Source organism: Marixanthomonas sp. SCSIO 43207 (genome assembly GCF_019904255.1).
In the GTDB taxonomy this organism is placed as follows: Bacteria; Bacteroidota; Bacteroidia; order Flavobacteriales; family Flavobacteriaceae; genus Marixanthomonas.
In genome coordinates this window covers 1,514,535-1,537,613 of the sequence record NZ_CP063203.1, presented here as the reverse complement: position 1 = coordinate 1,537,613, position 23,079 = coordinate 1,514,535, and the positions used below count along the sequence as shown (strand labels likewise).

The 23,079-nt window shown below is 35.4% G+C and carries 27 protein-coding genes; 5 read left to right on the top strand and 22 right to left on the bottom strand.

The genetic code is table 11. The annotated features are described in order from the left end of the window. From rplX to rpsL, 16 genes are all read right to left on the bottom strand, one after another. Positions 1-315, bottom strand: coding sequence for a 50S ribosomal protein L24 (rplX, locus tag INR76_RS07235; RefSeq protein ID WP_223107244.1), 315 nt, complete (start codon positions 313-315; stop codon positions 1-3). An 11-nt stretch (positions 316-326) separates the two neighbouring features. After that, complete coding sequence (rplN, locus tag INR76_RS07230) at positions 327-695, bottom strand: 50S ribosomal protein L14 (RefSeq protein ID WP_223107243.1); 369 nt, start codon at positions 693-695, stop codon at positions 327-329. A 2-nt stretch (positions 696-697) separates the two neighbouring features. Further along, on the bottom strand, positions 698-958 hold the full coding sequence (gene rpsQ, locus INR76_RS07225; RefSeq protein ID WP_223107242.1) for a 30S ribosomal protein S17: 261 nt from the start codon (positions 956-958) through the stop codon (positions 698-700). 17 nt (positions 959-975) lie between these two features. Beyond that, positions 976-1,167, bottom strand: a complete 192-nt coding sequence (gene rpmC, locus INR76_RS07220) for a 50S ribosomal protein L29 (protein ID WP_223107241.1) — start codon at positions 1,165-1,167, stop codon at positions 976-978. A gap of 17 nt (positions 1,168-1,184) precedes the next feature. After that, the gene (gene rplP, locus INR76_RS07215) at positions 1,185-1,604 is read right to left on the bottom strand and encodes a 50S ribosomal protein L16 (RefSeq protein WP_223107240.1); all 420 of its coding nucleotides are present in this window, start codon (positions 1,602-1,604) and stop codon (positions 1,185-1,187) included. 18 nt (positions 1,605-1,622) lie between these two features. Next, complete coding sequence (gene rpsC / locus INR76_RS07210; RefSeq protein WP_223107239.1) at positions 1,623-2,336, bottom strand: 30S ribosomal protein S3; 714 nt, start codon at positions 2,334-2,336, stop codon at positions 1,623-1,625. A 7-nt stretch (positions 2,337-2,343) separates the two neighbouring features. After that, positions 2,344-2,751, bottom strand: coding sequence for a 50S ribosomal protein L22 (gene rplV, locus INR76_RS07205; protein WP_223107238.1), 408 nt, complete (start codon positions 2,749-2,751; stop codon positions 2,344-2,346). A gap of 6 nt (positions 2,752-2,757) precedes the next feature. Further along, on the bottom strand, positions 2,758-3,036 hold the full coding sequence (gene rpsS / locus INR76_RS07200) for a 30S ribosomal protein S19 (RefSeq protein WP_223107237.1): 279 nt from the start codon (positions 3,034-3,036) through the stop codon (positions 2,758-2,760). 3 nt (positions 3,037-3,039) lie between these two features. Further along, positions 3,040-3,864, bottom strand: a complete 825-nt coding sequence (gene rplB / locus INR76_RS07195; RefSeq protein ID WP_223107236.1) for a 50S ribosomal protein L2 — start codon at positions 3,862-3,864, stop codon at positions 3,040-3,042. A gap of 28 nt (positions 3,865-3,892) precedes the next feature. Continuing rightward, a complete protein-coding gene (rplW, locus tag INR76_RS07190; protein WP_223107235.1) occupies positions 3,893-4,183 on the bottom strand; it encodes a 50S ribosomal protein L23 in 291 nt (96 codons plus the stop codon). Between the two features lie 7 nt (positions 4,184-4,190). Then, positions 4,191-4,820: a 50S ribosomal protein L4 gene (rplD, locus tag INR76_RS07185; RefSeq protein ID WP_223107234.1), complete on the bottom strand. Its 630-nt coding sequence runs from the start codon at positions 4,818-4,820 to the stop codon at positions 4,191-4,193. Further along, complete coding sequence (gene rplC, locus INR76_RS07180; RefSeq protein WP_223107233.1) at positions 4,820-5,431, bottom strand: 50S ribosomal protein L3; 612 nt, start codon at positions 5,429-5,431, stop codon at positions 4,820-4,822. The genes rplD and rplC overlap by 1 nt, the downstream gene beginning before the upstream one ends. Before the next feature lie 167 nt (positions 5,432-5,598). Beyond that, positions 5,599-5,904, bottom strand: coding sequence for a 30S ribosomal protein S10 (rpsJ, locus tag INR76_RS07175; RefSeq protein WP_223107232.1), 306 nt, complete (start codon positions 5,902-5,904; stop codon positions 5,599-5,601). 9 nt (positions 5,905-5,913) lie between these two features. After that, complete coding sequence (fusA, locus tag INR76_RS07170) at positions 5,914-8,046, bottom strand: elongation factor G (protein ID WP_223107231.1); 2,133 nt, start codon at positions 8,044-8,046, stop codon at positions 5,914-5,916. A 6-nt stretch (positions 8,047-8,052) separates the two neighbouring features. Then, positions 8,053-8,529: a 30S ribosomal protein S7 gene (rpsG, locus tag INR76_RS07165; RefSeq protein ID WP_223107230.1), complete on the bottom strand. Its 477-nt coding sequence runs from the start codon at positions 8,527-8,529 to the stop codon at positions 8,053-8,055. 23 nt (positions 8,530-8,552) lie between these two features. Further along, positions 8,553-8,927, bottom strand: coding sequence for a 30S ribosomal protein S12 (gene rpsL, locus INR76_RS07160; protein ID WP_010230128.1), 375 nt, complete (start codon positions 8,925-8,927; stop codon positions 8,553-8,555). A 189-nt stretch (positions 8,928-9,116) separates the two neighbouring features. Between rpsL and INR76_RS07155 the strand changes: the two genes are divergently transcribed. The 4 genes from INR76_RS07155 to rlmB all read left to right on the top strand — a co-directional run bounded on the left by INR76_RS07155 (position 9,117) and on the right by rlmB (position 16,195). Further along, a complete protein-coding gene (locus INR76_RS07155; protein ID WP_223107229.1) occupies positions 9,117-10,811 on the top strand; it encodes a hypothetical protein in 1,695 nt (564 codons plus the stop codon). A gap of 119 nt (positions 10,812-10,930) precedes the next feature. Further along, positions 10,931-14,023, top strand: a complete 3,093-nt coding sequence (locus INR76_RS07150; protein WP_223107228.1) for a SusC/RagA family TonB-linked outer membrane protein — start codon at positions 10,931-10,933, stop codon at positions 14,021-14,023. Positions 14,024-14,033: 10 nt separating this feature from the next. Continuing rightward, positions 14,034-15,386 (top strand): RagB/SusD family nutrient uptake outer membrane protein, encoded by a 1,353-nt coding sequence (locus INR76_RS07145; protein WP_223107227.1) that lies wholly within the window; start codon positions 14,034-14,036, stop codon positions 15,384-15,386. Between the two features lie 71 nt (positions 15,387-15,457). Continuing rightward, positions 15,458-16,195, top strand: coding sequence for a 23S rRNA (guanosine(2251)-2'-O)-methyltransferase RlmB (gene rlmB, locus INR76_RS07140; protein WP_223107226.1), 738 nt, complete (start codon positions 15,458-15,460; stop codon positions 16,193-16,195). Here rlmB and INR76_RS07135 read toward each other — a convergent pair. Next, positions 16,192-16,947, bottom strand: a complete 756-nt coding sequence (locus INR76_RS07135) for a rhomboid family intramembrane serine protease (protein ID WP_223107225.1) — start codon at positions 16,945-16,947, stop codon at positions 16,192-16,194. The genes rlmB and INR76_RS07135 overlap by 4 nt on opposite strands. Positions 16,948-17,038: 91 nt before the next feature. Here INR76_RS07135 and INR76_RS07130 point away from each other — a divergent pair, with 91 nt between their 5' ends. After that, a complete protein-coding gene (locus tag INR76_RS07130) occupies positions 17,039-18,316 on the top strand; it encodes a replication-associated recombination protein A (protein ID WP_223107224.1) in 1,278 nt (425 codons plus the stop codon). Between the two features lies 1 nt (position 18,317). On the opposite strand, the gene INR76_RS07125 is transcribed toward INR76_RS07130, so the two are convergent. The 5 genes from INR76_RS07125 to INR76_RS07105 are packed head-to-tail and all read right to left on the bottom strand — an operon-like array spanning position 18,318 to position 23,029. Next, positions 18,318-19,121 carry a hypothetical protein gene (locus INR76_RS07125; protein ID WP_223107223.1) on the bottom strand — a complete coding sequence of 268 codons (804 nt, stop codon included), beginning with the start codon at positions 19,119-19,121 and terminating at the stop codon, positions 18,318-18,320. Further along, on the bottom strand, positions 19,118-20,527 hold the full coding sequence (locus INR76_RS07120; protein ID WP_223107222.1) for a DUF5723 family protein: 1,410 nt from the start codon (positions 20,525-20,527) through the stop codon (positions 19,118-19,120). The genes INR76_RS07125 and INR76_RS07120 overlap by 4 nt, the downstream gene beginning before the upstream one ends. A gap of 6 nt (positions 20,528-20,533) precedes the next feature. Next, positions 20,534-21,082, bottom strand: a complete 549-nt coding sequence (locus INR76_RS07115) for a hypothetical protein (RefSeq protein ID WP_223107221.1) — start codon at positions 21,080-21,082, stop codon at positions 20,534-20,536. Positions 21,083-21,126: 44 nt separating this feature from the next. Then, positions 21,127-21,810 carry a YjjG family noncanonical pyrimidine nucleotidase gene (locus INR76_RS07110; protein ID WP_223107220.1) on the bottom strand — a complete coding sequence of 228 codons (684 nt, stop codon included), beginning with the start codon at positions 21,808-21,810 and terminating at the stop codon, positions 21,127-21,129. After that, positions 21,803-23,029 (bottom strand): polysaccharide deacetylase family protein, encoded by a 1,227-nt coding sequence (locus tag INR76_RS07105; protein ID WP_255592525.1) that lies wholly within the window; start codon positions 23,027-23,029, stop codon positions 21,803-21,805. Before INR76_RS07105 ends, INR76_RS07110 begins: the two co-directional genes overlap by 8 nt. Positions 23,030-23,079: the final 50 nt, after the last annotated feature.

Sequence of the window (23,079 nt, the reverse complement as noted above, 5' to 3'; positions counted from 1 at the left end):
CTATAATACTTGATTCGATTTTTTAGCAAATCGTACTTTTTTTCCATCTTCCATTCTATATCCTACGCGAGTTGCTTTACCACTTTTAGGGTCAATCAACGCTAGGTTAGAAATATGAATTGGAGCTTCTTTTTCAGTAATTCCACCTTGAGGGCTAGCTGCGCTAGGTTTCTCATGTTTTTTTACTGTATTTACTCCTTCTACTATTGCTTTGTTTTTGTCAAGCATCACTTTCATTACTTTACCTTCTGAGCCTTTGTGCTCTCCGGCAGTAACTACTACTGTATCGCCTGATTTTATTTTAAGCTTTGCCATCTTATTATCTATTAAAGCACTTCTGGTGCTAATGATACTATTTTCATAAATTGTTTGTCACGAAGCTCACGTGCTACAGGACCGAAAACACGAGTTCCTCTCATTTCCCCTTGAGGTCCTAAAAGTACACAAGCGTTGTCGTCAAAACGGATATAAGATCCGTCAGGTCGTCTTACTTCTTTCACGGTACGTACCACTACTGCTGTAGAAACGGCACCTTTTTTAATGTTTCCGTTTGGGGTAGCTTCTTTTACTGAAACTACAATTTTATCCCCAATTGAAGCATATCGTTTTTTTGTACCGCCTAACACACGGATGGTAAGGACTTCCTTAGCTCCGGTGTTATCTGCTACTCTAAGTCTTGATTCTTGCTGTATCATGATTACTTCGCTCTTTCAATTATTTCTACTAATCTCCAACACTTGGTTTTACTTAAAGGCCTTGTTTCCATGATCTTTACTGTATCACCTTCGTTGCAGTCGTTTTTTTCATCGTGCGCTACGTATTTTTTCGTTTTCAGCACGAATTTTCCGTACATAGGGTGCTTCATTTTTTTAGTTTCAGCAACTACAATGGATTTTTCCATTTTGTTACTGGTTACTACACCGATACGTTCTTTTCTTAAATTTCTTTTTATTTCCATCTTTCAATTTCGTACTGTTATTGCACTTCTCTTTTAGTTAGTTCGGTCGCAATTCTTGCAATGCTTCTGCGCTGCGCTCTTAATTGAATTGGATTTTCCAACGGTGAAATGGCGTGAGCCATTTTAAGGTCTGTATATGCCTTTGTCGATTCAGCAAGTTGTTCTTGTAACTCTGCTGTTGATGCTTCTTTGATTTCTGATTGTTTCATAATGACAATTTCAAAAATTATTCTTGATAATCTCTAGACATAACGAATTTTGTTCTTACGGGTAGCTTTTGAGCTGCCAAACGTAACGCTTCTTTTGCTGTTGCCAAAGGCACTCCAGAAACTTCAAACATAATTCTACCTGGTTTTACTACAGCTGCATAATATTCTACTGCACCTTTACCTTTACCCATACGTACTTCAAGAGGCTTTTTAGTAATTGGTTTATCTGGGAAAATCATAATCCAGATAGAACCCTCTCTTTTCATATAACGAGTTGCAGCAATACGGGCAGCTTCTATTTGACGAGCTGTCACAAATTTTGCATCTAAAGACTTAATACCAAAGGTACCGTTAGATAAGCGGTGTCCACGATTGGCATTGCCTTTCATTCGACCCTTTTGTTGTTTACGGTATTTTGTTCTCTTAGGTTGTAACATTTTTTTCTTTTTAAAAAATTACTTTCTACGACGTGATTTATTACCACCTCGTCCGGCTCCTTTACCGCCTTTTTTAGATAGTCCAACTAATGGTGAAAGTTCTCTTTTACCATAAACTTCACCTTTCATGATCCATACTTTAACACCCAATTTACCATAGGTAGTTTGAGCTTCAACTAAAGCATAATCAATGTCTGCTCTAAAGGTTGAAAGTGGGATACGACCTTCTTTATACGCTTCTGAACGTGCCATTTCAGCACCGTTTAAACGCCCAGAGATCTGAATTTTAATTCCTTCAGCATTCATACGCATTGCAGCAGCGATAGCCATTTTTATTGCTCGACGGTATGAAATTCTATTTTCAATTTGTCTTGCGATACTTGCTCCTACTAAATGTGCATCAAGCTCAGGTCTTTTAATCTCGTGGATATTGATCTGTACCTCTTTGCCGGTAATTTTCTTAAGCTCTTCTTTAAGCTTGTCTACCTCTTGCCCTCCTTTACCAATAATGATACCTGGACGAGCTGTAGTGATAGTAACGGTTACAAGCTTAAGGGTACGCTCAATGATTACCCTAGCCACACTAGCTTTACTTAAACGAGCGTGAATATACTTTCTAATCTTATCGTCTTCGGCTAATTTATCGCCATAGTCATTGCCTCCGTACCAGTTGGATTCCCATCCTCTAATGATACCTAAGCGGTTACCGATTGGATTTGTTTTCTGTCCCATTTAAATATTAACTTTGTGTGTTATCGTTAGCTCCTAAAACCAGTGTTACGTGGTTGGAACGTTTTCTAATTCTGTGTGCGCGTCCTTGTGGTGCTGGTCTAAGTCTTTTTAACATAGTCCCGCCATCTACGCGTATTTCTTTTATAAACAGATCTGCATCTTCAATTGAAGTATCTTCGTTTTTTGCTTGCCAATTTGCAATGGCTGAAAGCAATAGTTTTTCTAAACGTCCTGAAGCTTCTTTCTTGCTAAATCTTAATATATTAAGTGCTTTATTTACCTTTTCACCACGGATTAAATCTGCTACTAAACGCATCTTTCTTGGTGATGTAGGGCAATTATTCAATTTAGCAAAGTACTGTGTTTTCTTTGCTTCCTTGATCTGCTCTGCTCTTTCTCTTTTACGAACTCCCATGGCTTATTATTTTTTTCCTTTGTTTTTTGCACCTGCGTGACCACGGAATGATCTTGTAGGTGAAAATTCGCCTAATTTATGTCCTACCATATTCTCAGTAACATACACAGGAACGAATTGACGTCCATTATGTACTGCGATAGTTTGACCAACAAAATCTGGAGTAATCATTGAAGCACGAGACCAAGTTTTGATCACAGTCTTCTTATTTGAAGCCACATTTTGTTCTACTTTTTGTTCTAATTTATAATGAACGAAAGGTCCCTTTTTTAACGATCTTGCCATAACTTATTTCTTTCTACGTTCTAAAATGTATTTATTACTTGCCTTTGTTCTCTTACGAGTTTTAAACCCTTTTGCAGGAAGACCTTTTCTTGAACGTGGATGACCTCCAGAGGCACGGCCTTCACCACCACCCATTGGGTGATCTACAGGGTTCATAACTACTGGTCTTGTACGAGGTCTTCTTCCTAACCATCTTGTTCTACCGGCTTTACCACCCACCATCAATTGATGATCACTGTTTGAAACAGCACCGATGGTTGCCATACAAGTTGTTAAAATCATTCGTACCTCTCCAGAAGGTAATTTAACGGTAGCGTATTTTCCTTCTCTTGCCACTAACTGAGCAAAAGCACCAGCACTACGAGCCATAACAGCTCCTTGACCTGGTCGTAATTCTATACAAGAAATAATAGTACCTAAAGGAATGTTTGCAAGAGTCATTGCATTACCGATGTCTGGTGAAGTTTTGTCACCTGAAACGATATTTTGACCTACTTGAAGACCGTTTTGCGCAATCACATATCGTTTTTCACCGTCTTGGTAATTAACTAATGCAATAAATGCAGTACGGTTAGGATCATATTCTATAGTCGCAACAGTAGCTGGGATTCCTTGCTTGTCGCGTTTAAAATCGATAACTCGATATCTTTTTTTATGACCACCACCTAAATAGCGCATGGTCATTTTTCCTTGACTGTTTCTACCTCCGGACTTTTTTATCGGAGCAAGTAAACTTTTCTCCGGCTTATCAGTTGTAATGGCGTCATACCCATTAACAACTCTAAATCGCTGTCCAGGAGTGATAGGTTTTAATTTTCTTACTGACATGGTTTGTCTAATTTAATTTAAGCTGAACTTAAATATTATTGTAAAAATCTATTGTATCACCTTCCGCCACCTGTACAATTGCTTTCTTATAAGCATTTGTTTTACCAGTTTGGATGCCGGTTTTCGTATAACGAGTACGGCGATCTGGGCGGACATTCATTGTGCGAACTTTTTCAACAGAAACTTCATAAGCAGCTTCTACTGCTTTTTTGATTTCTACCTTGTTCGCCTTTGGGTTCACTACAAATCCGTAACGGTTATTATCCTCCGCATCTTTTGTAGCTTTTTCCGTAATAATAGGTTTTATTAAGATATTCATCTTGCTTCTATTTACTTAAGTTTTGTTCAATTTCTTCCAAAGAACCTTCAAACAGCACAACACTGTTTGCATTCATAATTTGATAAGTGCTTAATTGTGAGTTACTTACAACTTCAGTACCTTTCAAATTGCGAGACGACAAATATACATTATTATTTGACTCTCCCAACACAAACAAAGATTTTTTATTCTCTAGTCCTAAACTCTTTAAAACTGCGGTAAAGTCTTTTGTTTTTGGAGCATCCATTTGCAGGTCTTCTAACACAACAATTGACTTGTTATTCGCCTTCATTGTTAAAGCCGATTTACGCGCTAAACGCTTTAAGCTTTTGTTCAATTTAAAAGAATAACTTCTTGGTCTTGGTCCAAATACTCTACCACCACCTTTAAAGATTGGTGATTTTATACTACCAGCACGAGCTGTACCCGTACCTTTTTGCTTTTTGATCTTGCGAGTACTTCCCACAATTTCTGCACGCTCTTTAGCTTTATGCGTTCCTTGTCTTTGATTTGCAAGGTACTGCTTAACATCAAGATACACAGCGTGATCATTAGGCTCTATTCCAAACACATCTTTAGAAAGTTCTACCTTTCTACCTGTGTCTTTTCCGGTTTTATCTAATACTGCTACCTTCATTATTTCTGAATCGTTACATAAGCGTTTTTGTGACCTGGCACACAGCCTTTCACTACAAGTAGGTTCTTTTCAGGAACTACCTTCAACACTTTTAAGTTTTGTACTTTCACTTTTTCACTTCCCATTTGGCCGCCCATACGCATTCCTTTGAATACTCTCGCAGGATATGATGCTGCACCAATTGATCCAGGAGCTCTTAAACGGTTATGTTGACCGTGAGTAGCTTGACCTACACCACCAAAACCGTGACGCTTTACAACTCCTTGAAATCCTTTACCTTTACTTGTTCCTGAAACATCAACGAACTCGCCTTCAGCAAAGTGCTCTACAGTGACACTGTCACCTAATTTAAAATCATCTTCAAATCCTTGGAATTCAACGACGCGACGCTTAGCAACAGTTCCTGCTTTTTTGGCGTGGCCTTCAGCAGCTTTGTTAGCAGTCTTTTTGTCATCGAAACCAAGTTGAAGAGCTCTGTACCCGTCAACCTCTTTGGTTCTGACTTGGGTAACAATACAGGGGCCTGCTTCTATAACGGTACACGGAATATTTTTTCCGTTCTCGTCAAAAAGGCTGGTCATCCCTATCTTTTTTCCAATTAACCCAGACATAATTATTATTTATTGATTATTAATTTTTTTCTTTTTATTCCGAAACTTCTTCGCAAAAAAACAGGGCCAAAATAAATTCAGCCCTGAATTTTATTTTGTTTTCCGTTTTTCCTTTGCTCGCAGCTCCGGACATGTCTCTGAAACTATTTTGCTTCAGTTTAATTTACTTACACTTTAATCTCTACTTCTACACCACTTGGCAACTCTAGTTTCATAAGAGCGTCAATTGTTTTTGAAGAAGAACTGTAGATATCCATAAGTCTCTTATATGAACTTAACTGGAATTGCTCTCTACTCTTCTTGTTAACGTGTGGTGAACGTAGAACGGTAAATATCTTTTTGTGAGTTGGTAACGGGATTGGACCTGTTACTACTGCACCTGTGCTTTTTACTGTCTTTACGATTTTTTCAGCAGATTTATCCACTAAATTATGATCGTAAGATTTTAGCTTTATTCTGATTTTTTGACTCATCCTAATCTGTTATACGTTAGCGGTTCCTTTTGCTGCTGCAATAACTTCTTCAGCAATATTTGAAGGAGTTTCAGCGTAATGTGAAAATTCCATTGTAGAAGTTGCACGTCCTGAAGACAATGTTCTTAATGTGGTTACATAACCAAACATTTCTGAAAGTGGCACTTCAGCTTTTACAACTTTTGCACCCGCACGGTCTCCCATACTGTTTACTTGTCCTCTACGACGGTTAAGATCTCCAACTATATCACCCATATTTTCTTCTGGAGTTAATACTTCCAGCTTCATTATTGGCTCCATAATTACAGCTTTTGCAGCTTTTGCAGCATTTTTAAATCCTAATTTTGCTGCAAGCTCAAATGATAGCTGGTCAGAATCCACATCGTGATACGAACCATCAGTAAGCGTCACTTTCATTGCTTCAACTTCATACCCGGCTAAAGGTCCATTCTGCATAGCCATCTTAAATCCTTTTTCTACCGATGGGATAAATTCTTTAGGAACGTTTCCTCCTTTAATTTCAGAAACAAATTCCAATCCATCTTTACCTTCTTCAGCAGGCTCAAGTGTAAATACAATATCAGCAAATTTACCACGACCACCAGATTGCTTTTTATACGTCTCTCTGTGCTCAGCTTTTCTAGTAACTGCTTCTTTGTACTCAACTTGTGGTTGACCTTGACTTACTTCAACTTTGAATTCACGCTTTAAACGATCTACAATAATATCTAAGTGAAGCTCACCCATTCCAGAAATTACTGTTTGTCCTGAAGCTTCATCTGTACGAACCTGGAAAGTTGGATCTTCTTCTGCCAACTTAGCCAATGCCATACCTAATTTATCAACATCTGCCTTAGTTTTAGGCTCAACAGCGATACCAATTACAGGATCAGGGAAATCCATAGATTCTAGTATAATTGGGTGCTTTTCGTCAGAAAGGGTATCACCAGTTTTAATGTCTTTAAAACCAACTGCCGCACCAATATCTCCAGCTTCAATGTACTCAAGTGCATTCTGCTTGTTTGAGTGCATTTGATAGATACGAGAGATACGCTCTTTCTTTTGTGAACGGTTATTTAAAACGTAAGACCCTGCATCTAATCTTCCTGAATATGCACGGAAGAATGCTAAACGCCCTACAAAAGGATCTGTAGCAATTTTAAATGCTAACGCAGCAAATGGTGCTGTTACGTCAGGTTTACGAACTTCTTCTTTTTGAGTATCAGGGTTGATACCTACGATACCTTCTTTATCTACCGGTGATGGTAAATAACGACATACAGCATCTAATAAAAACTGAACTCCTTTATTTTTAAAGGCAGACCCACAAATCATTGGGATAATTGCCATATCCATAACAGCAGCTCTTAATGCAGCATGAACTTCTTCTTCTGTGATAGAATCTTCATCTTCCATAAACTTCTCAAGAAGTTCTTCATCATAGGTTGCTACCTCTTCAATAAGAAGCGCTCTATACTTACGAGCTTCTTCTTTCATATCTTCAGGAATATCAACTACATCAAATGTAGCCCCTTGCGTTTCATCATGCCATACAATAGCACGGTTTTTAACAAGGTCAATAATTCCTTTGAAGTCTGCTTCATCACCAATATTTAATACAATTGGCACAGCATTAGACTTCAACATATCTTTTACTTGTTGACAAACACCAATAAAGTTTGATCCTTGACGGTCCATCTTGTTAACGAAACCAATACGAGGTACTTTATAGTTATCTGCAAGTCTCCAGTTAGTTTCAGACTGCGGCTCTACTCCATCTACCGCACTAAATAAGAAAACCAAACCATCTAATACACGAAGTGAACGGTTTACCTCTACAGTAAAGTCAACGTGACCAGGAGTATCAATGATATTAAAGTGATAATCTTTAGTTTCAGGTAGTGGTTTTGCATTCTCCATAGGGAACTTCCAGGTACAAGTTGTAGCTGCAGAAGTAATTGTAATACCTCTTTCAGCTTCTTGCTCCATCCAGTCCATAGTAGAAGCACCATCGTGCACCTCCCCTATTTTGTGAGTTTTACCCGTATAGAATAAAACACGCTCTGTAGTGGTTGTTTTACCAGCATCAATGTGTGCTGCAATTCCAATATTTCTTGTAAATTTTAAATCTCTTTGTGCCATTTTTTTTTAGAATCTGAAATGTGAGAATGCTTTATTTGCTTCGGCCATTTTATGCGTGTCGGTACGCTTTTTAACCGCCGCACCTTCTTCTTTTGCAGCTGCCAATATCTCCGCTGCTAATTTTTGCGGCATTGACTTTTCGTTTCTTTTTCGCGCAAAAAGAATCAACCACTTCATTGCAGTTGATATTTTACGGTCTGCACGTATTTGCATAGGAATTTGAAAAGTTGCTCCTCCTACTCTTCGGCTACGCACCTCTACGTGTGGCATAACGTTAGACAAAGCATCTTTCCAAAGCTCTAAACCTGTTTTTTCGTCGTCTGTTTTCTTTTCTTCTACGATATCAATAGCATCGTAAAAAACTTTAAAAGCCACCGACTTTTTACCATCCCACATCATGTTATTCACAAAACGTGTTACCAACTGATCGTTAAACCTTGGATCTGGTAAAAGTGGTCTTTTTTTGGCCTGTCTTTTTCTCATGTCTTCTTTTTAAAAGTTTTTAATTACTTCTTAGGGCGTTTTGCTCCGTACTTAGATCTACGCTGCGTACGACCTTCAACACCAGCGGTGTCTAAAGCTCCACGAACGATATGATATCTAACTCCCGGTAAATCTTTTACCCTTCCACCTCTAACCAATACTATCGAGTGCTCTTGTAAATTGTGACCTTCTCCTGGGATGTATGCGTTTACCTCTTTACCGTTAGTCAACCTTACCCTTGCTACTTTACGCATAGCAGAGTTAGGTTTTTTTGGCGTAGTAGTATAAACACGCGTACAAACCCCTCTTCTTTGAGGACACGAATCCAAAGCAGCCGATTTACTCTTCTTGGTTATTTTGGCTCTTCCTTTTCGTACTAATTGTGAAATTGTTGGCATATAAAATATGTATTACACTTATTTAAATATAAATACCCTTTTTTAAGGGTTTGCAAAGGTAAAAATTAAAATGAATTAATCAAACCTTAGTCACTTAATTTTCAATACTTTTTTATTATTTTGAGATATGTATAGTAAAACCCTACTTCTAGCGTTAGCTTTACAACATTAAAAAAACCATATCTATTCTTGAAAAACATTCTATACATATTTTTATACCTTAATATATATACTATATTTTCAAATGTGGTTTTTTCTCAAACAATCTATCTAGAGATTAGAGCAGAAAAAGCTATTTCAGAAAATTTAAAAGACAGCCTTGATTACAAAACCAATTTTAGAGACTACAGCTCTCTACAGGTTGAAGTTAATTCCATTCAAAAAAAAATTGAACGACTTGGTTTTATTGAAAGTAAACTTGAAAACTTAAGCCAGAAAAATGATAGCACATATCTTGCCACTTACTTCTTAGGAAAAAAACTTAAATACATTAAAGTTTACTATGACACTTCGGTTTTTAATAAAGATGAAATTGAACGCATCGCTACCAATGTTACAGACACATATTTTATACTTCCTTTTGAAACCGCAGAAATTTCTCTCCAAAAATTAAACACTCTTAAAACAGAAAAAGGAAATGCTTTTGCAAGTTTACGACTAGCAGACTTACAAACCGAAGGTTCATTTCTTTCAGCATACTTAGAAACCAATATTGGTAAGAAAAGAACACTCGACTCAATAGTAGTAAAAGGATATGAAAAATTTCCGAAGTCTTTTTTAAAATATTATGCGGGTGTTAAAACAGGAAAAGCATTCAGTAAAGAGAAATTAAAAAAACAAAACACATCTATAAACACGTTAGGTTTTGCAAAAACAATAAAAGCTCCTGAAGTCCTATTCAGAAAAGAAACTACAACTGCCTACTTTTATATTGAAAAGCAAAACAACAATTTGTTTGACGGTATTTTAGGGTTTGCGACAGACGAAGAAACACAACAACTTCAATTTAATGGATATATTAATCTTGAATTAAACAATAATTTAAATTTTGGCGAGCAACTTTTACTCAACTATAAAGCCGATGGAAGCGATCAACAAAACTTTAGAGTAAAAGCCACTCTACCTTATTTATTCAAAACGCCTTTTGGAATAAGCGGAGAACTAAAAATTTTTAAACGAGACAGCACTTTTGTCACAACCGAACAACAAGCAAGAGTAAATTACCAGATTAACCCTGTTTCTTCAGCTTATGCAGGGTACAAAGGTTATGAATCAAGCAATTTATTAGACAATATAGTAACAGGTAGCAGTGTAGAGGATTATAACTCAACTTTCTTTACAGCTGGCGCCTCTTTTTTAAAACTTGAAGATGATGTTCTGTTTCCGGTAAAAACTGAATTTACGGTAGATACCGAAATAGGAAGTAGAGAAAGAGAAACAATTACAGATGACCAATTTAAACTTATAGTGACCGCAAGTACTATTTTTAATTTAAACTATAACAATTCAATATTTATACGAAACAACACAAATGTTCTTTTTAGCGAAAGTTATTTAACAAATGAATTATTCAGATTTGGAGGTATAAATAGCATTCGAGGTTTTAACGAAAATAGTATTGACGCTTCTTTATTTTCTACATTAAATACTGAATACCGTTATCGATTTAATCAAGGTTTATACATTCACAGTATTTTAGACTTTGCTTACTTTCAGAATGAAGTGTTAGACCTAGAACAAAATCTTTATAGTGCTGGTATAGGCTTTGGGTTGCAGACCAAAGCTGGAGTTCTAAAATTAAATATCGCAAATGGTATTTCTGAAGATCAAGAATTCGGTTTTTCAAACACAAAAATACACATATCATTAACATCAAGATTTTAAGAAAACCTTACCATACTTTAAATTTAAAATCAATTTGAGTTAAATTTTAAGGCAAAAAGTTGTGTAATTAACTTTTTATTATGATTTTTGGCTTTGGCTAATTCAAATAAATAATAAAAATGAAAACAAAGTTTAGTGGATTTTTAACGCTTTTACTGGCGTTAGTAGTGCAACTTTCGTTTGCACAACAAAAAACAATCTCTGGTAATGTTACTGATAATTCAGGACTACCTTTACCTGGGGTTAACATTATAGTTAAAGGTACAAATACAGGTACACAATCTGATTTTGATGGAAATTATTCAATTTCAGCATCTGTAGGACAGACATTAACTTTTAGTTATGTAGGATTTGAAACTCAAGAGATAGCTGTTGGCGCTTCTAATTCTATAAATGTAACAATGAAAGCAGGATCTCAATTAGATGAAGTAGTTATAACTACTTATGGAGGGAACGTTTCGCAAAGAGATTTAGCTACTAGTGTTTCTAGTCCAGACATTGAAACAGTTCAAGGGATTACCTCTTCAAACGTAGCAAGTGCACTTCAAGGTACTACTTCTGGAACACAAATTAAAACTCTTTCTGGAGCACCAGGTGGTGAAGTTTCTATCCGTATTCGTGGTTCATCTACGATTAATGGTAACAGTAACCCACTTTTTGTTATTGATGGTATACCAATGTTCTCTGGTGTTACAGTATCAAATAGTTTTGGAGGGCAGCAAAACAGTGCTCTTTCAAACTTAAACCCAGCTGATATTGAGTCTATTCAAATCTTAAAAGATGCAGCTGCAACAGCTATTTATGGACAAAGAGGTTCTAATGGTGTTGTTGAAATCATTACTAAGAAAGGGCGTGAGGGTAAATTGAAAATTAACATTAACAATAGTGTAGGTTTTCAAAACGCAATCAATGAATATGAAAAAATGAACTATGGTGAGTGGTTAAAATACCGTGATACATATGCTCAAAACTCTGGAGCTGAGTCAGGTAGTTTCTCTGCAAGTGATGCAGACATGCCAGAACTTTTAGGTGCTTCAAACCAAGTATTAGAAGCATTTTATCGTTCACAAGCAGATGTTGGTGACTCATACCTAGATGCATTATATGTTGATGATGCAGTTGTAATTGAAAACAACGTTTCTGTGAGTGGTGGATCTGAAAAGACTAAATTTTACTTAAGTGCATCTAGATTTAAGCAAGATGGTACTATACTTACTCAAGATTTCGAAAGAAAGAATGTTCGATTGAACGTAACTCAAGAAATTACAGATGATTTAACCTTTGATGGTGGTGTAGGTATAACTGATGAGGTTCAAAACATTATTGTAAATGATAACAACATTTTTGGTGTTTTATCAACAGGTATATTAGAAAGACCTGGTTTAGACTTAAGAGATGAAAATGGTGAGTTTACTCCTTACACTCAGTTTACATTTTCAAATCCACTTCAAAATGCGATTTCTGATTTTGGTAGAGGTAGAACTTTCCGTGTAATTGGAAACGGTGCGTTAAATTATAACGTAACAGATAATTTATCTGCCAACGTTAAATTTGGTTTAGACCAATCAGAATTTAGACAACGTATTTACAATCCTAAAGAAACTGCACAAGGTAACTTTGGAATTGCTGATGCTGAAAACCCTGGTATCTCTGATGAGAGACACACTACAAATAGAATTTGGTTAGTAAGACCATCTATGAATTATAACAACACTTGGGGTGATGTAAAAATGAGACTTTACTTAGGTGGGGAATATGAAAGAAGAACTACAAGGTTTGTAGCTGCTATTTCAGAAGGTTTTGCAAATAGTGACTTAACATATGTAAGCCAAGGTTTAACTCCTATTACAACAGCATCTTCTTTTTCTGAAGAGCGTCGAACTGCTTTAATTAGTACACTTGGTTTCACATTATGGGACAAGTTAATTCTAGAAGGATCGATAAGACGTGATGATAACTCTAAGTTTGACAAGTCATTTAGAACTGCTTATTTCCCAGGAGCTGCTATTGCCTATACAGTATCTAACGAAGGGTGGTTTGAGAACAATATTGTTAATTATTTAAAACTGCGTGGATCTTATGGTATTACAGGTAATGATAGTCCATTTGGAAGATACAATGCTCCAGTAGCAGCGCAAGGTCAATATGCAGATGTTGTAACATCATTTTTAACTATCGGTTCTGCAACTGCTAGATGGGAAGAAACAGAGCAATTTGACGGTGGATTTAACGCACGTTTCTTTGACAGTAGAATTACATTAAACTATTCTTACTACGTAAAAAGAACCTATGACAACTCATTAGTGTTTAATGACCCAACTGCACCAAGTCAGGGAGCTAGAAATGCAGTACAAAACTTAGCAGCTGTTGAGAATAAAGGTCACGAAATTGACTTAGGAATTACTGTTTTTGACACAGAAGATTTTTCATGGACCAATAACTTTAACTTAAGTACATTAGATAACGAAGTAACTTTCTTACCAAAAGATGCTCTTGGAGAAACAGCTCCTCTTGACTTAGGTTTTGTAAGCCGTGTTGACGAAGGAGAACCATTAGGTTTCTTCTATGTACTTGAAGCTGATGGTCTTTATCAAAATCTTAGTGAAATTCCTCAAGAATTACAAGATCAAGGTGTTGCCCCTGGTGACGTAAAGTATATTGACCAAAACGGTGATGGTATCATAAACGATGATGATAGAATTAACGGTGGTGATCCATTTGCAGATTACACTATTAACTGGTCTGGAAACGTCCGTTATAAGAATTTTGACTTAAGCTTCTTATGGAACCTTTCTGAAGGAAACGACTTGTTTAACAATAACCTTTCGTTTGCAGGAATATCTGGTAACCCAGCTTTTGGTAAGTTCAAAAACCAGTTAGACTGGTGGACACCAAACAACACAGACACTAATATTCCTCGACCAAACCAACAAACAGCAACATACAACAACCAAGAATCAACTAGATTTGTTGAAGACGGTTCTTATATTAAGTTGAGAAATGTAACTTTAGGATATACTTTACCAGAAATTAAAGGTTTTGATAAAGTAAGAGTATATGTATCTGGTGACAACTTAGCACTAATTACAGATTATTCAGGTGTTGACCCTGAGGTTAATACATTTGGTAACACAAATGCTTCTCAAGGAACTGATTTCCTTACACAAGGAAACAGCAAAGTATGGAAACTTGGTGTAAACTTATCATTTTAAATAAAAAATCATGAAAAAATTAATAGTTCTATTTATAATAACAATTGTCGCTCACGGTTTTATTAGCTGTGAAGATCAATTAAATTTAAAAGATCCTTCTGCATTAGGAACTGACAACTTTATTTTTGATGGAGAGTCTGCCCTAAGTGCAATGCTTGACGGTTATAATGACATGCAAGGTGACGCAACAGGTGCTTATGTTACCGGTGCTTATCCAAGAATGATGCAAGGTCTTTATTCAGATGATTTACTTCACCCTGGTTCTTTCCCTACGTTAGACGAGGCTTTAGTAAATAATTTTCAAGCAAATAACATCAATGTATCTAGATTATTTAATCAACACTATGATTTAATAAACACTGGTACTGAAGTAATGAGATTAACTCAAGAGTTGGATCCTGAGACTGAAATTGATCCTGAACTTCAGAGTCAAATCATTGCTGAATGTCATGCTATGAGAGCTTACGGATATTTACAGTTAGTTAAAATCTTTGGTGGTTTACCAATTACTGAACTAACTTATCCTCTAGACGGAGATGCTGCAAATGATACACCTAGATCTTCTGAAGCTGATGTATATGCTTACATTTTAAGTGAAATACAATTAGCTGAAGGAAAGTTAAACCCTAATAACCCTGTAACGCAATTCACCAATGACGCTGTTCAAGTAATGAAAGCTGAAGCTTATTTGTTTCAAGAAAATTACACTGCAGTAGAAAACACATTAACACCTCTTATTGGTGATTATAGTTTAACAGAAACGTATGCTGAAGTTTTTGATCTTAATGCTCTTGAAAATTCAACAGCAATTATGAGATTAAACTTAAACGCAGCTGATGGTGGTGATTTACAATTATTCTTTACATCTTCTGGAAGAAGAGAAGTATCTCCTTCTCAATCTTTAGTTAACGCCTTTGAGCCTAACGACAGCAGATTAGAGTTAATTAGTAACCCAGATGATCCTACCACATCATTTATTAATAAGTTCCGTTCAAATACTTCGTTCTTCCCATATATTTATAGATATGAAGATGTATTATTTATGTACGCTGAAGTATTAGCAAGGAGAAATAGTCCTGAAGCAGCAACGTACTTAAACTTAATAAGAGAAAGAGCAGGACTAGGTCCTATTGGAGCATTTAACGCATCAAATGTTGCTTCTGTAATCGCTCAAGAGAGACGTGTAGAATTTTATGGTGAAATTGACAGATGGGAAACAGTTAAAAGACTTGGCTTAGCTCAACAAGTAATAAGCAGCAAAGGTATTACTTTTACTAACCGTCAATTATTGTGGCCTATACCTCAAGACGAAATTAACCGAAATGCTTTAATTAGTCAAGCAGACCAGAATCCTGGTTACTAAATTTAGGTTATAATCAAATATTTGATAAAGGCTATACAAATTGTATAGCCTTTATTATTTACATTTGCTTTATGAGCAAAAAAAATAACATCTTCGGAATATATCCAGTACTAGAAGCGATAAAGTCTGAAACAGAGATTGACAAAGTCTACATTCAAAAGGATTCTGAAAACGATAAAATTGCAACTATAGTAGAAAAATTAGAGCAACTTAACGTTACTATAAACCATGTTCCTGTTGAAAAATTAAACAGACTAACAAATGGTAATCATCAAGGAGTTGTGGCTGTAACCTCCCCTATTTCATTCGTAAGTCTTGAAGATATAGTTGAAAAAACTCTAAGTTCAACAAAAACTCCATTATTTTTAGTGCTTGATCAAATAAGTGATGTGCGCAATTTTGGCGCTATTATTAGAACTGCTGAATGTACTGGCGTTGATGCAATTATCATACAAAAAAAAGGAGGAGCACCAGTTTCTGGAGACACCGTAAAAACTTCAGCAGGGGCAATATTTAAAATACCTATTTGCAAAGTAGATCATATTAAAGATGCCATCTTTTACCTACAAGGGTCAGGTATAAAAACTATTGCAGCAACAGAGAAAACCAATTCATCAATATATGATACATCACTTAATGAGCCACTGGCATTAATAATGGGTTCTGAAGGAAAGGGTGTTTCAGCCTCGGTATTAAAACTTGTTGATGCACAAGCTTCATTACCATTACACGGGGAAATTAATTCACTTAACGTTTCTGTAGCTTGTGGGGCTTTTTTATATGAGGTCGTTAGGCAGCGTAACCTTTAATCACTCGGTTTCTCTTTTTTAATCTTTTTAAAATGATACACTATTCTAGAAGCGTTTGTTTTCTCTTCTTCAATAGAATCTGTATCAGGTATTGATTCTATAAAATTACCATGTTCATCAAAATGCTTTAAAAATTCATCTTCTTCTGGGTTATAGTCTTCGCGTTGCCATTCATATTTTTTCGTAGGAATTGTATTTTCTTTAAAAAAGAATGAAAAAACAAAGCCAACTAAAAAACCAGATAAATGACCTTCCCAAGATATAGTCGCATCAATAGGAAATACATACCACAATAAACTACCGTAAAGAAAAACAACCGTTAAAGACAAGGCTGTTAATTGATATTGTTTTGAAAAAATACCTCTGAAAAACAAAAAAGAAGCAAGTAAATAAACAATACCACTAGCCCCAATGTGATAAGACGGCCTACCAATAATCCACGTAAGTAAACCTGTTAATAAAAGACCGGTAAGCAATAATTTCCATTTAACATTTCTATAGAAATAAAACAATGCAGCGCTCAGTACAAATAATGGCACAGAATTATTAAATAGATGTTGCAGCCCTCCGTGAATAAAAGGACTTAAAAGAATTCCTCTTAATCCTTCAATTTTTTGCGGATATATGCCAAAGCTAGTAAATCGTAACCCAAAACGTATTTCTACCCAATATACTACCCATATACTCAGCACAAATAGTAAAGGACCATAAATGATTCCTGAATAAAAAGATACACCTGCTTTTTTTGTCATGGTAATTTGAAGATAACAAAAAGTAATCCTCTTTTTAAATTAATGATAATTTGTCAGTGCAAGGCGGTTTTTAAAATTGTAATTTTGCAGTATGAATACACCTTTAGCTGAACGAATACGTCCCAAAACTCTTGAAGAATATATAAGTCAACAGCACCTTGTAGGGCCAAACGGTTCTTTAACTACTCAATTATCTTCTGGTGTTTTGTCTTCAATAATATTATGGGGACCTCCAGGAATTGGTAAAACTACCTTAGCTTCTATTATTGCCAATCAATCTGATAGGCCTTTTTACACCCTCAGCGCAGTAGATAGTGGCGTGGCAGCTGTACGAGAAATAATAAATAAAGCAAAAAAGAGCGATTCACTTTTTTCGGCAAAAAACCCCATATTATTTATTGATGAAATCCACCGTTTTAGCAAATCACAACAAGATTCTCTATTAGGAGCCGTTGAAAAAGGATGGGTTACATTAATTGGCGCAACAACTGAAAACCCGAGTTTTGAAGTTATCCCTGCCCTATTGTCACGGTGTCAAGTATATGTTTTAAAACCGTTCAGCCGAGAAGATCTAGAAGCCTTAATGAAACGGGCGATTGAAAAAGATGAAGTATTACAGAAGAAAAAAATTGAATTAAAAGAAACTGAAGCCTTAATAAGGTTATCTGGTGGTGATGGAAGAAAATTACTAAATATTCTAGAGCTTATTATTACTTCTGAAAATTCAGAAAAAGTAATAGTAACCAATGAAATGGTTCAGAAGAAAGTTCAGAAAAACACAGTTTTATATGATAAGACCGGAGAACAACATTATGATATTATTTCGGCTTTTATTAAAAGTATTCGGGGTAGTGATCCCAATGCGGCTGTGTACTGGTTGGCAAGAATGATTGAAGGTGGCGAAGATCTTAAGTTTATAGCTCGTAGATTGGTTATTCTGGCTTCAGAAGATATTGGACTGGCAAACCCCACTGCCCTAGTTATGGCAAATAACACCTTTCAGGCAGTTACAACTATTGGGTATCCTGAGGCGCGTCTTATTTTAAGTCAATGCACCCTGTATTTGGCTACTTCAGCAAAGAGTAACGCTTCATATGAAGCTATAAATAAGGCACAGCAACTTGTTAAACAAACGGGTGATTTGTCGGTGCCGCTATCAATACGCAATGCTCCTACTAAGCTAATGAAAGAGCTAGGATACGGCAAAGATTATCAATATGCTCATAATTATGAAGGTAACTTTGTAAGGCACGAATTTTTACCCGATGAAATTAAAAACACCACTTTTTATAAACCCGGAAATAACAAACGGGAAGAGAGTCTAAAAAACTACCTTAAATCACTGTGGAAAGACAAATATAATTTTTGATTTACTGCATCAAAGTGTAAACCATCACTTGCTCTCCTTCAAAAAGGGAAAGATTTTGATTTTCATCAAAATATGCATCCATTTTTTTGCCATTTTCATTAGTAAAAATCACTTCATTTTTAGTAACTGAAATGGTTCCTTTTAATACCAAACCGGTGTCTGAAGCTGCAAACTCTTCATACAATGAATATCCCGAGTTAGTTTTCCGAAGTAAAAACGATGTATTATCTTTTTTGTAATTTAAAAACTTAGCTTTTGGCAAATTGGCTAATGCTGCATTTTCAGCTACACTAGTTGTTTTTGAAGGGGCAGGTTTGGTTGTTGAATTACTTTGCGAGACATTATTGGTAACGTTTTCTTCCTTTACATTCTCTTCTAGCAAGCTAACTTCTTTTTGATTTACGTTTAAATGACTTATGCTTTCAAAAGCTTTTCGAGTTGCATCTTGATATGCTTTTCTGAATTCTTTAAACCTGCTATTTCCTTCGTTACCCGTGTAAACGATATCGCCATTGCAATCTTTAAGTACTACTTTTAATTTGGTTCTAAAAATTGTGTTTTCTTCTGTGATATCAGCATACAAACCTTCACAACGTTTTGCATTGGGAGCTTCAGAATTTAAAAATGCATGAAAACCATATTTGTTAAACAAATATTTTGTGAGTGAATTGAGTTGATACTTATCTTTTCCTTCAAGAAATTCAAATTGATCTGGTACAATTACGTAACTGTAATCACTAAGTGTTTTTTGAGCAAATGTTGAAATGCTTGCTAGTAAAAATAAGATTAAAATGCTTTTTCTCATGGTTCGTCAATTTTTATATTGAAGCCTAGCTGTAAAGATACGCTTTTTGCTTTAGCGATATTTCCATATCGCAAGAGATTATCTGCAGCAAGATAAAAATTAAACTTACCTACATCTGCAACCATCCCTAGACCCACATTTGAATATGAATAAGGATCAACCGTGTAAGTTGCTTTTGCTGCCAGAAAATCCCATAACCTACGGTAGTAAAAAAGGGTTCCTGCTACTTGTGGTCCCTTTGGCCTAAACACACTAAACATTTGCAACCCGATAGATTGACCTGTTTTTATTGCACCTCCCATATTGTAGCAATCACAAGCATCACCCATGCCTCTACCAAAACGATACTCAACAGCTCCATTTACTTTTAAAGGTCTCCATTGTGTATAGCTTGTGTTTACAGTATCTACTCCTACTTCTCTTTCAAAATCATCTTCTAGATTTGAAAAATAAGGAATGGTCGGTTCTCCTTCTGCTAAGGGAGGAAATATTAATTCAATTCCGTTTATGGTGTAATCTCCTTTTGACTCATAGTTTTCGACGTCTTTCGTATGAAAAACAGCTCCAAGATCTAAAACACTTCCACTTACGGTCCAATTTCTACCAATATCATAAGTTGCACCAAAATCAAAGCCTAATCCCAAATTACCGCCAAAAAATGTTCTGCCAAGGATGTCACTTACTACTTCAGAGCTACCATCTGCATCTCGTAATGAAGCGTATCCCGACGTTTGTACCGATACGTCAATATCTCTCAATATGTGCTCGTAGATGTTTATACCATTGGTAGATTCGGTTGTTGTAAAAGTTCCGGTATTGTTAATACTTTGAAAGTGTATTAAACTAGAATATATCTTTGCGCGTACGCCCAAAGTTAAATTGTCATTTACTTTTTTGTTTGCTCCAAAATGAAAAACAGTTAACATCTCTCCGGTCAAGCTTAGCTCACCCAAGTCAAAATCATAATCTAAGTACTGCTGATTTCCTTCCCAAGCTAGAATAGCAAGATCTCTAGGAAAATAGGTAATAAAATCAAGCTCTTGATACATTCCTCCTGAAAAATAAATATCTTTCTTATTTCGCCAACCAAAATCTATAATAGTAAGTTGCTGATTGACTGTAAAGAAATCTTTGTCGTCCATTTCAAAGATTTTATTTCTAATTCGGGTATTAATATCTGTGTTTGAATTTCCGAAGATATCAAAAGCAGAAACTCCGGAAGCTCCTCCATTAATATGAATTTGAGATAGAAAGGGAATCCCGAAATGATACTTTTGAGAAACGTTACCTCCGGGGTTAAGTAATAAGCTTTGTGGTACTTCTTCTAGACCATATAAAACTTGCTTATTTTGCGAAAGTAACTCTGTTGCCCATAAGGCCAAAAGACAAAATATAAACTTTTTCATAGGTAGTTATAGTTCCAGATGGTACGTGGTTTTTGATTTCAAATTAAGTTCGCCTTCAAGGTTTTCATTTGACGACTCAATGGTTACTGAAACCACAACTTTTGATGCTTGAGTTAAATCAATAAGTTCCTGCCCTTCTACGGTTTCTGTAAAATCTGTTGGTTGCGGATTATTTGTACTGCCTGGTGCTATACTGGTTTGTGTGCTATAGGTTTCTACATTTTCAGGATTTAAAAATTGAAAATTAACATCAAAATTTCTGGGAATACTATTGGTAAACTTAAATAGAAAGTCTGCCTTTCTTAAATCATCTTGCACAAAACCATCATCTAAAAAAGGGAGTTCTGTAGTATCTGTTACCGTTAATCTAGGATTTGATGTGCTAGAATCAAAAAAATCATTTGCTTCAAGATTGAAGTAAATTAAATCTAGCTCAACAACGGGAGTGAGAGTTATGTCTTCTGCTTGATCAAAGTCTGTGTCCCTTACGCAAGCGGTAAAAAACGTGAACACCAACACCAAGAGTGCTGGTACATATAGGTTTGTTTTTTTCATTGGGGGATTTTAGTAACTAACGTTTTTAAAGATAAATTATTTTATTAAATATATTTTTTAATTTCTACAAGGTTTTTAACAACCATTTGATTTTCAGGTGTTTCAATTTTTCTGTAATTATAAAAAAGTGTTTGCATACCTATGGCTTTGGCTCCTAGAATATCAGCTTCAAAAGAGTCACCTATCATCATGCTTTTTTCTGGTGTTACCAGAGCTTTTTCAAGAGCTGTTTCAAAAATAATTGGATTGGGTTTCTTTAACCCTACTTCTTCTGAAGTGGTTACTGTTTTAAAAAACGACTCAATACCACTATTTTTCAGTTTAAGATGCTGTACTTCGTGAAAACCATTTGTAATGATATGAAGTGTATACTTTTTTGAAAGGTACTGTAATATATCAAGTGCGTCATTAAAAAGATAGTTATCTACCGGCAATTCATCAATATATGATGCAGCCATAGCATCAATTTCAGTAATAGAATATGAAACCTTAAACGTTTTAAATGCATCTATTAGCCTTCCTCTGCGTAATTCTTGCTTGGTAACTGTATCGCTTCTAAAAAGCCTCCAATATTCAAGGTTGATGGGTTCATACACCTCTAGAAAATCTTTAATATTGAGTTTAATATTATGGGTTTTAAATACTCGCTCAAATGCTAATGAAGAGTTTTTATCAAAATCCCAAAGCGTATGATCTAGATCAAAAAAGACATCGGTAAGTTTAATCATTCTGAAACATTTTTTCTGAAAATACCTTTTTCCAAACTTTACTGGTATTTGGTGAAAAATCTGTGTTGCTAAATATTATAGAAAAGGTACCATTTACCTTATGCACAGAATACATCATAGATTCAATAATTTTGTTAACCTCCATTTCGCTTTTATCGTTAAAAGCTGCAGTTGTCATAGCCAACGGATGTACAACCAATGGTGTTTTAATTTCATAATCAAGATCATAAAACAAGAAAGGTGTGCAGGTTCCGGCTCTAAAACCAATATCATTTTTATACACCATGGTAAAATCTTTTTTTATTTCAAGTTCTACAAGATGTCTATAAAAATCTGGCAGGTTTACTAAGTAATGAGATCCCATTGAGCTTAACAGACTTCTATTGGTTATTTCTTCAAGGCGTTTTTTTTCAGTTTTAAGAATTTCATATTCATGTAATGAACTATATGAAAAAAGCAACCCTACCTCTTTATAATCATTTACATACTTAATAAGCATTTTAAACTTTTGCCTATGTGTATTTAAACTCTCCTTAAAAGTAGCAGCTTCGCCAAGTAAAAAGAAAACAGACAGTTTGTTTTTACTTCGTTTTGCACGGTTAATAATCCATTTGAATGTATTATGTGGATCTCTTCTAAAACCTAATATAACTTGCGTTCTGCGTGTAAGTTGTCGTATTTTAAATTTTAAAAAATCACTTGTATAACCAATAAAAGACCTAAAAATACCTTTCTGTTGATAAGCAAAAGGTTCTACAGCTTTTATCACGGGGTGAATCTGCATTTTTTTATTGGGAAAATCAATATCGGGAAAGTGTTTTTGCAATACTTGCTTAAACTTATAAGCCCAAATATCGACAACAGGCTCTTGTAAAAATTTTTCTTTATATCCCAAACTTTCTGAAACCGGATACCTGCCACGCTCGTCTTTTACGTGAGGCAAATATTCTTCATAACGGCTTAGCAGATAGAAACCTGCCGAAAAAATATCAAAAGGTAACGCACTTTTTTCTGAAACCGGAAAAAAACCAATAGTCTCTTGCCATTGCTTTACACTTATATCTATACTCTCAACACCTTGCTCTGTTAATAAGCCATGACTTTGAAGAAAAAGCTCATTTCCCATAGGTTGTTTTCCGTAAGATAATTTGGGACCATTGTGAGCAATTAACTCTTCAATTACTGAGGTAAAACTAACTTCAATCCCTAAAATTCGCATACAAATGTGTTTAAATATATACGTTATTCTGGGAGTGATTTTTTGCGTGT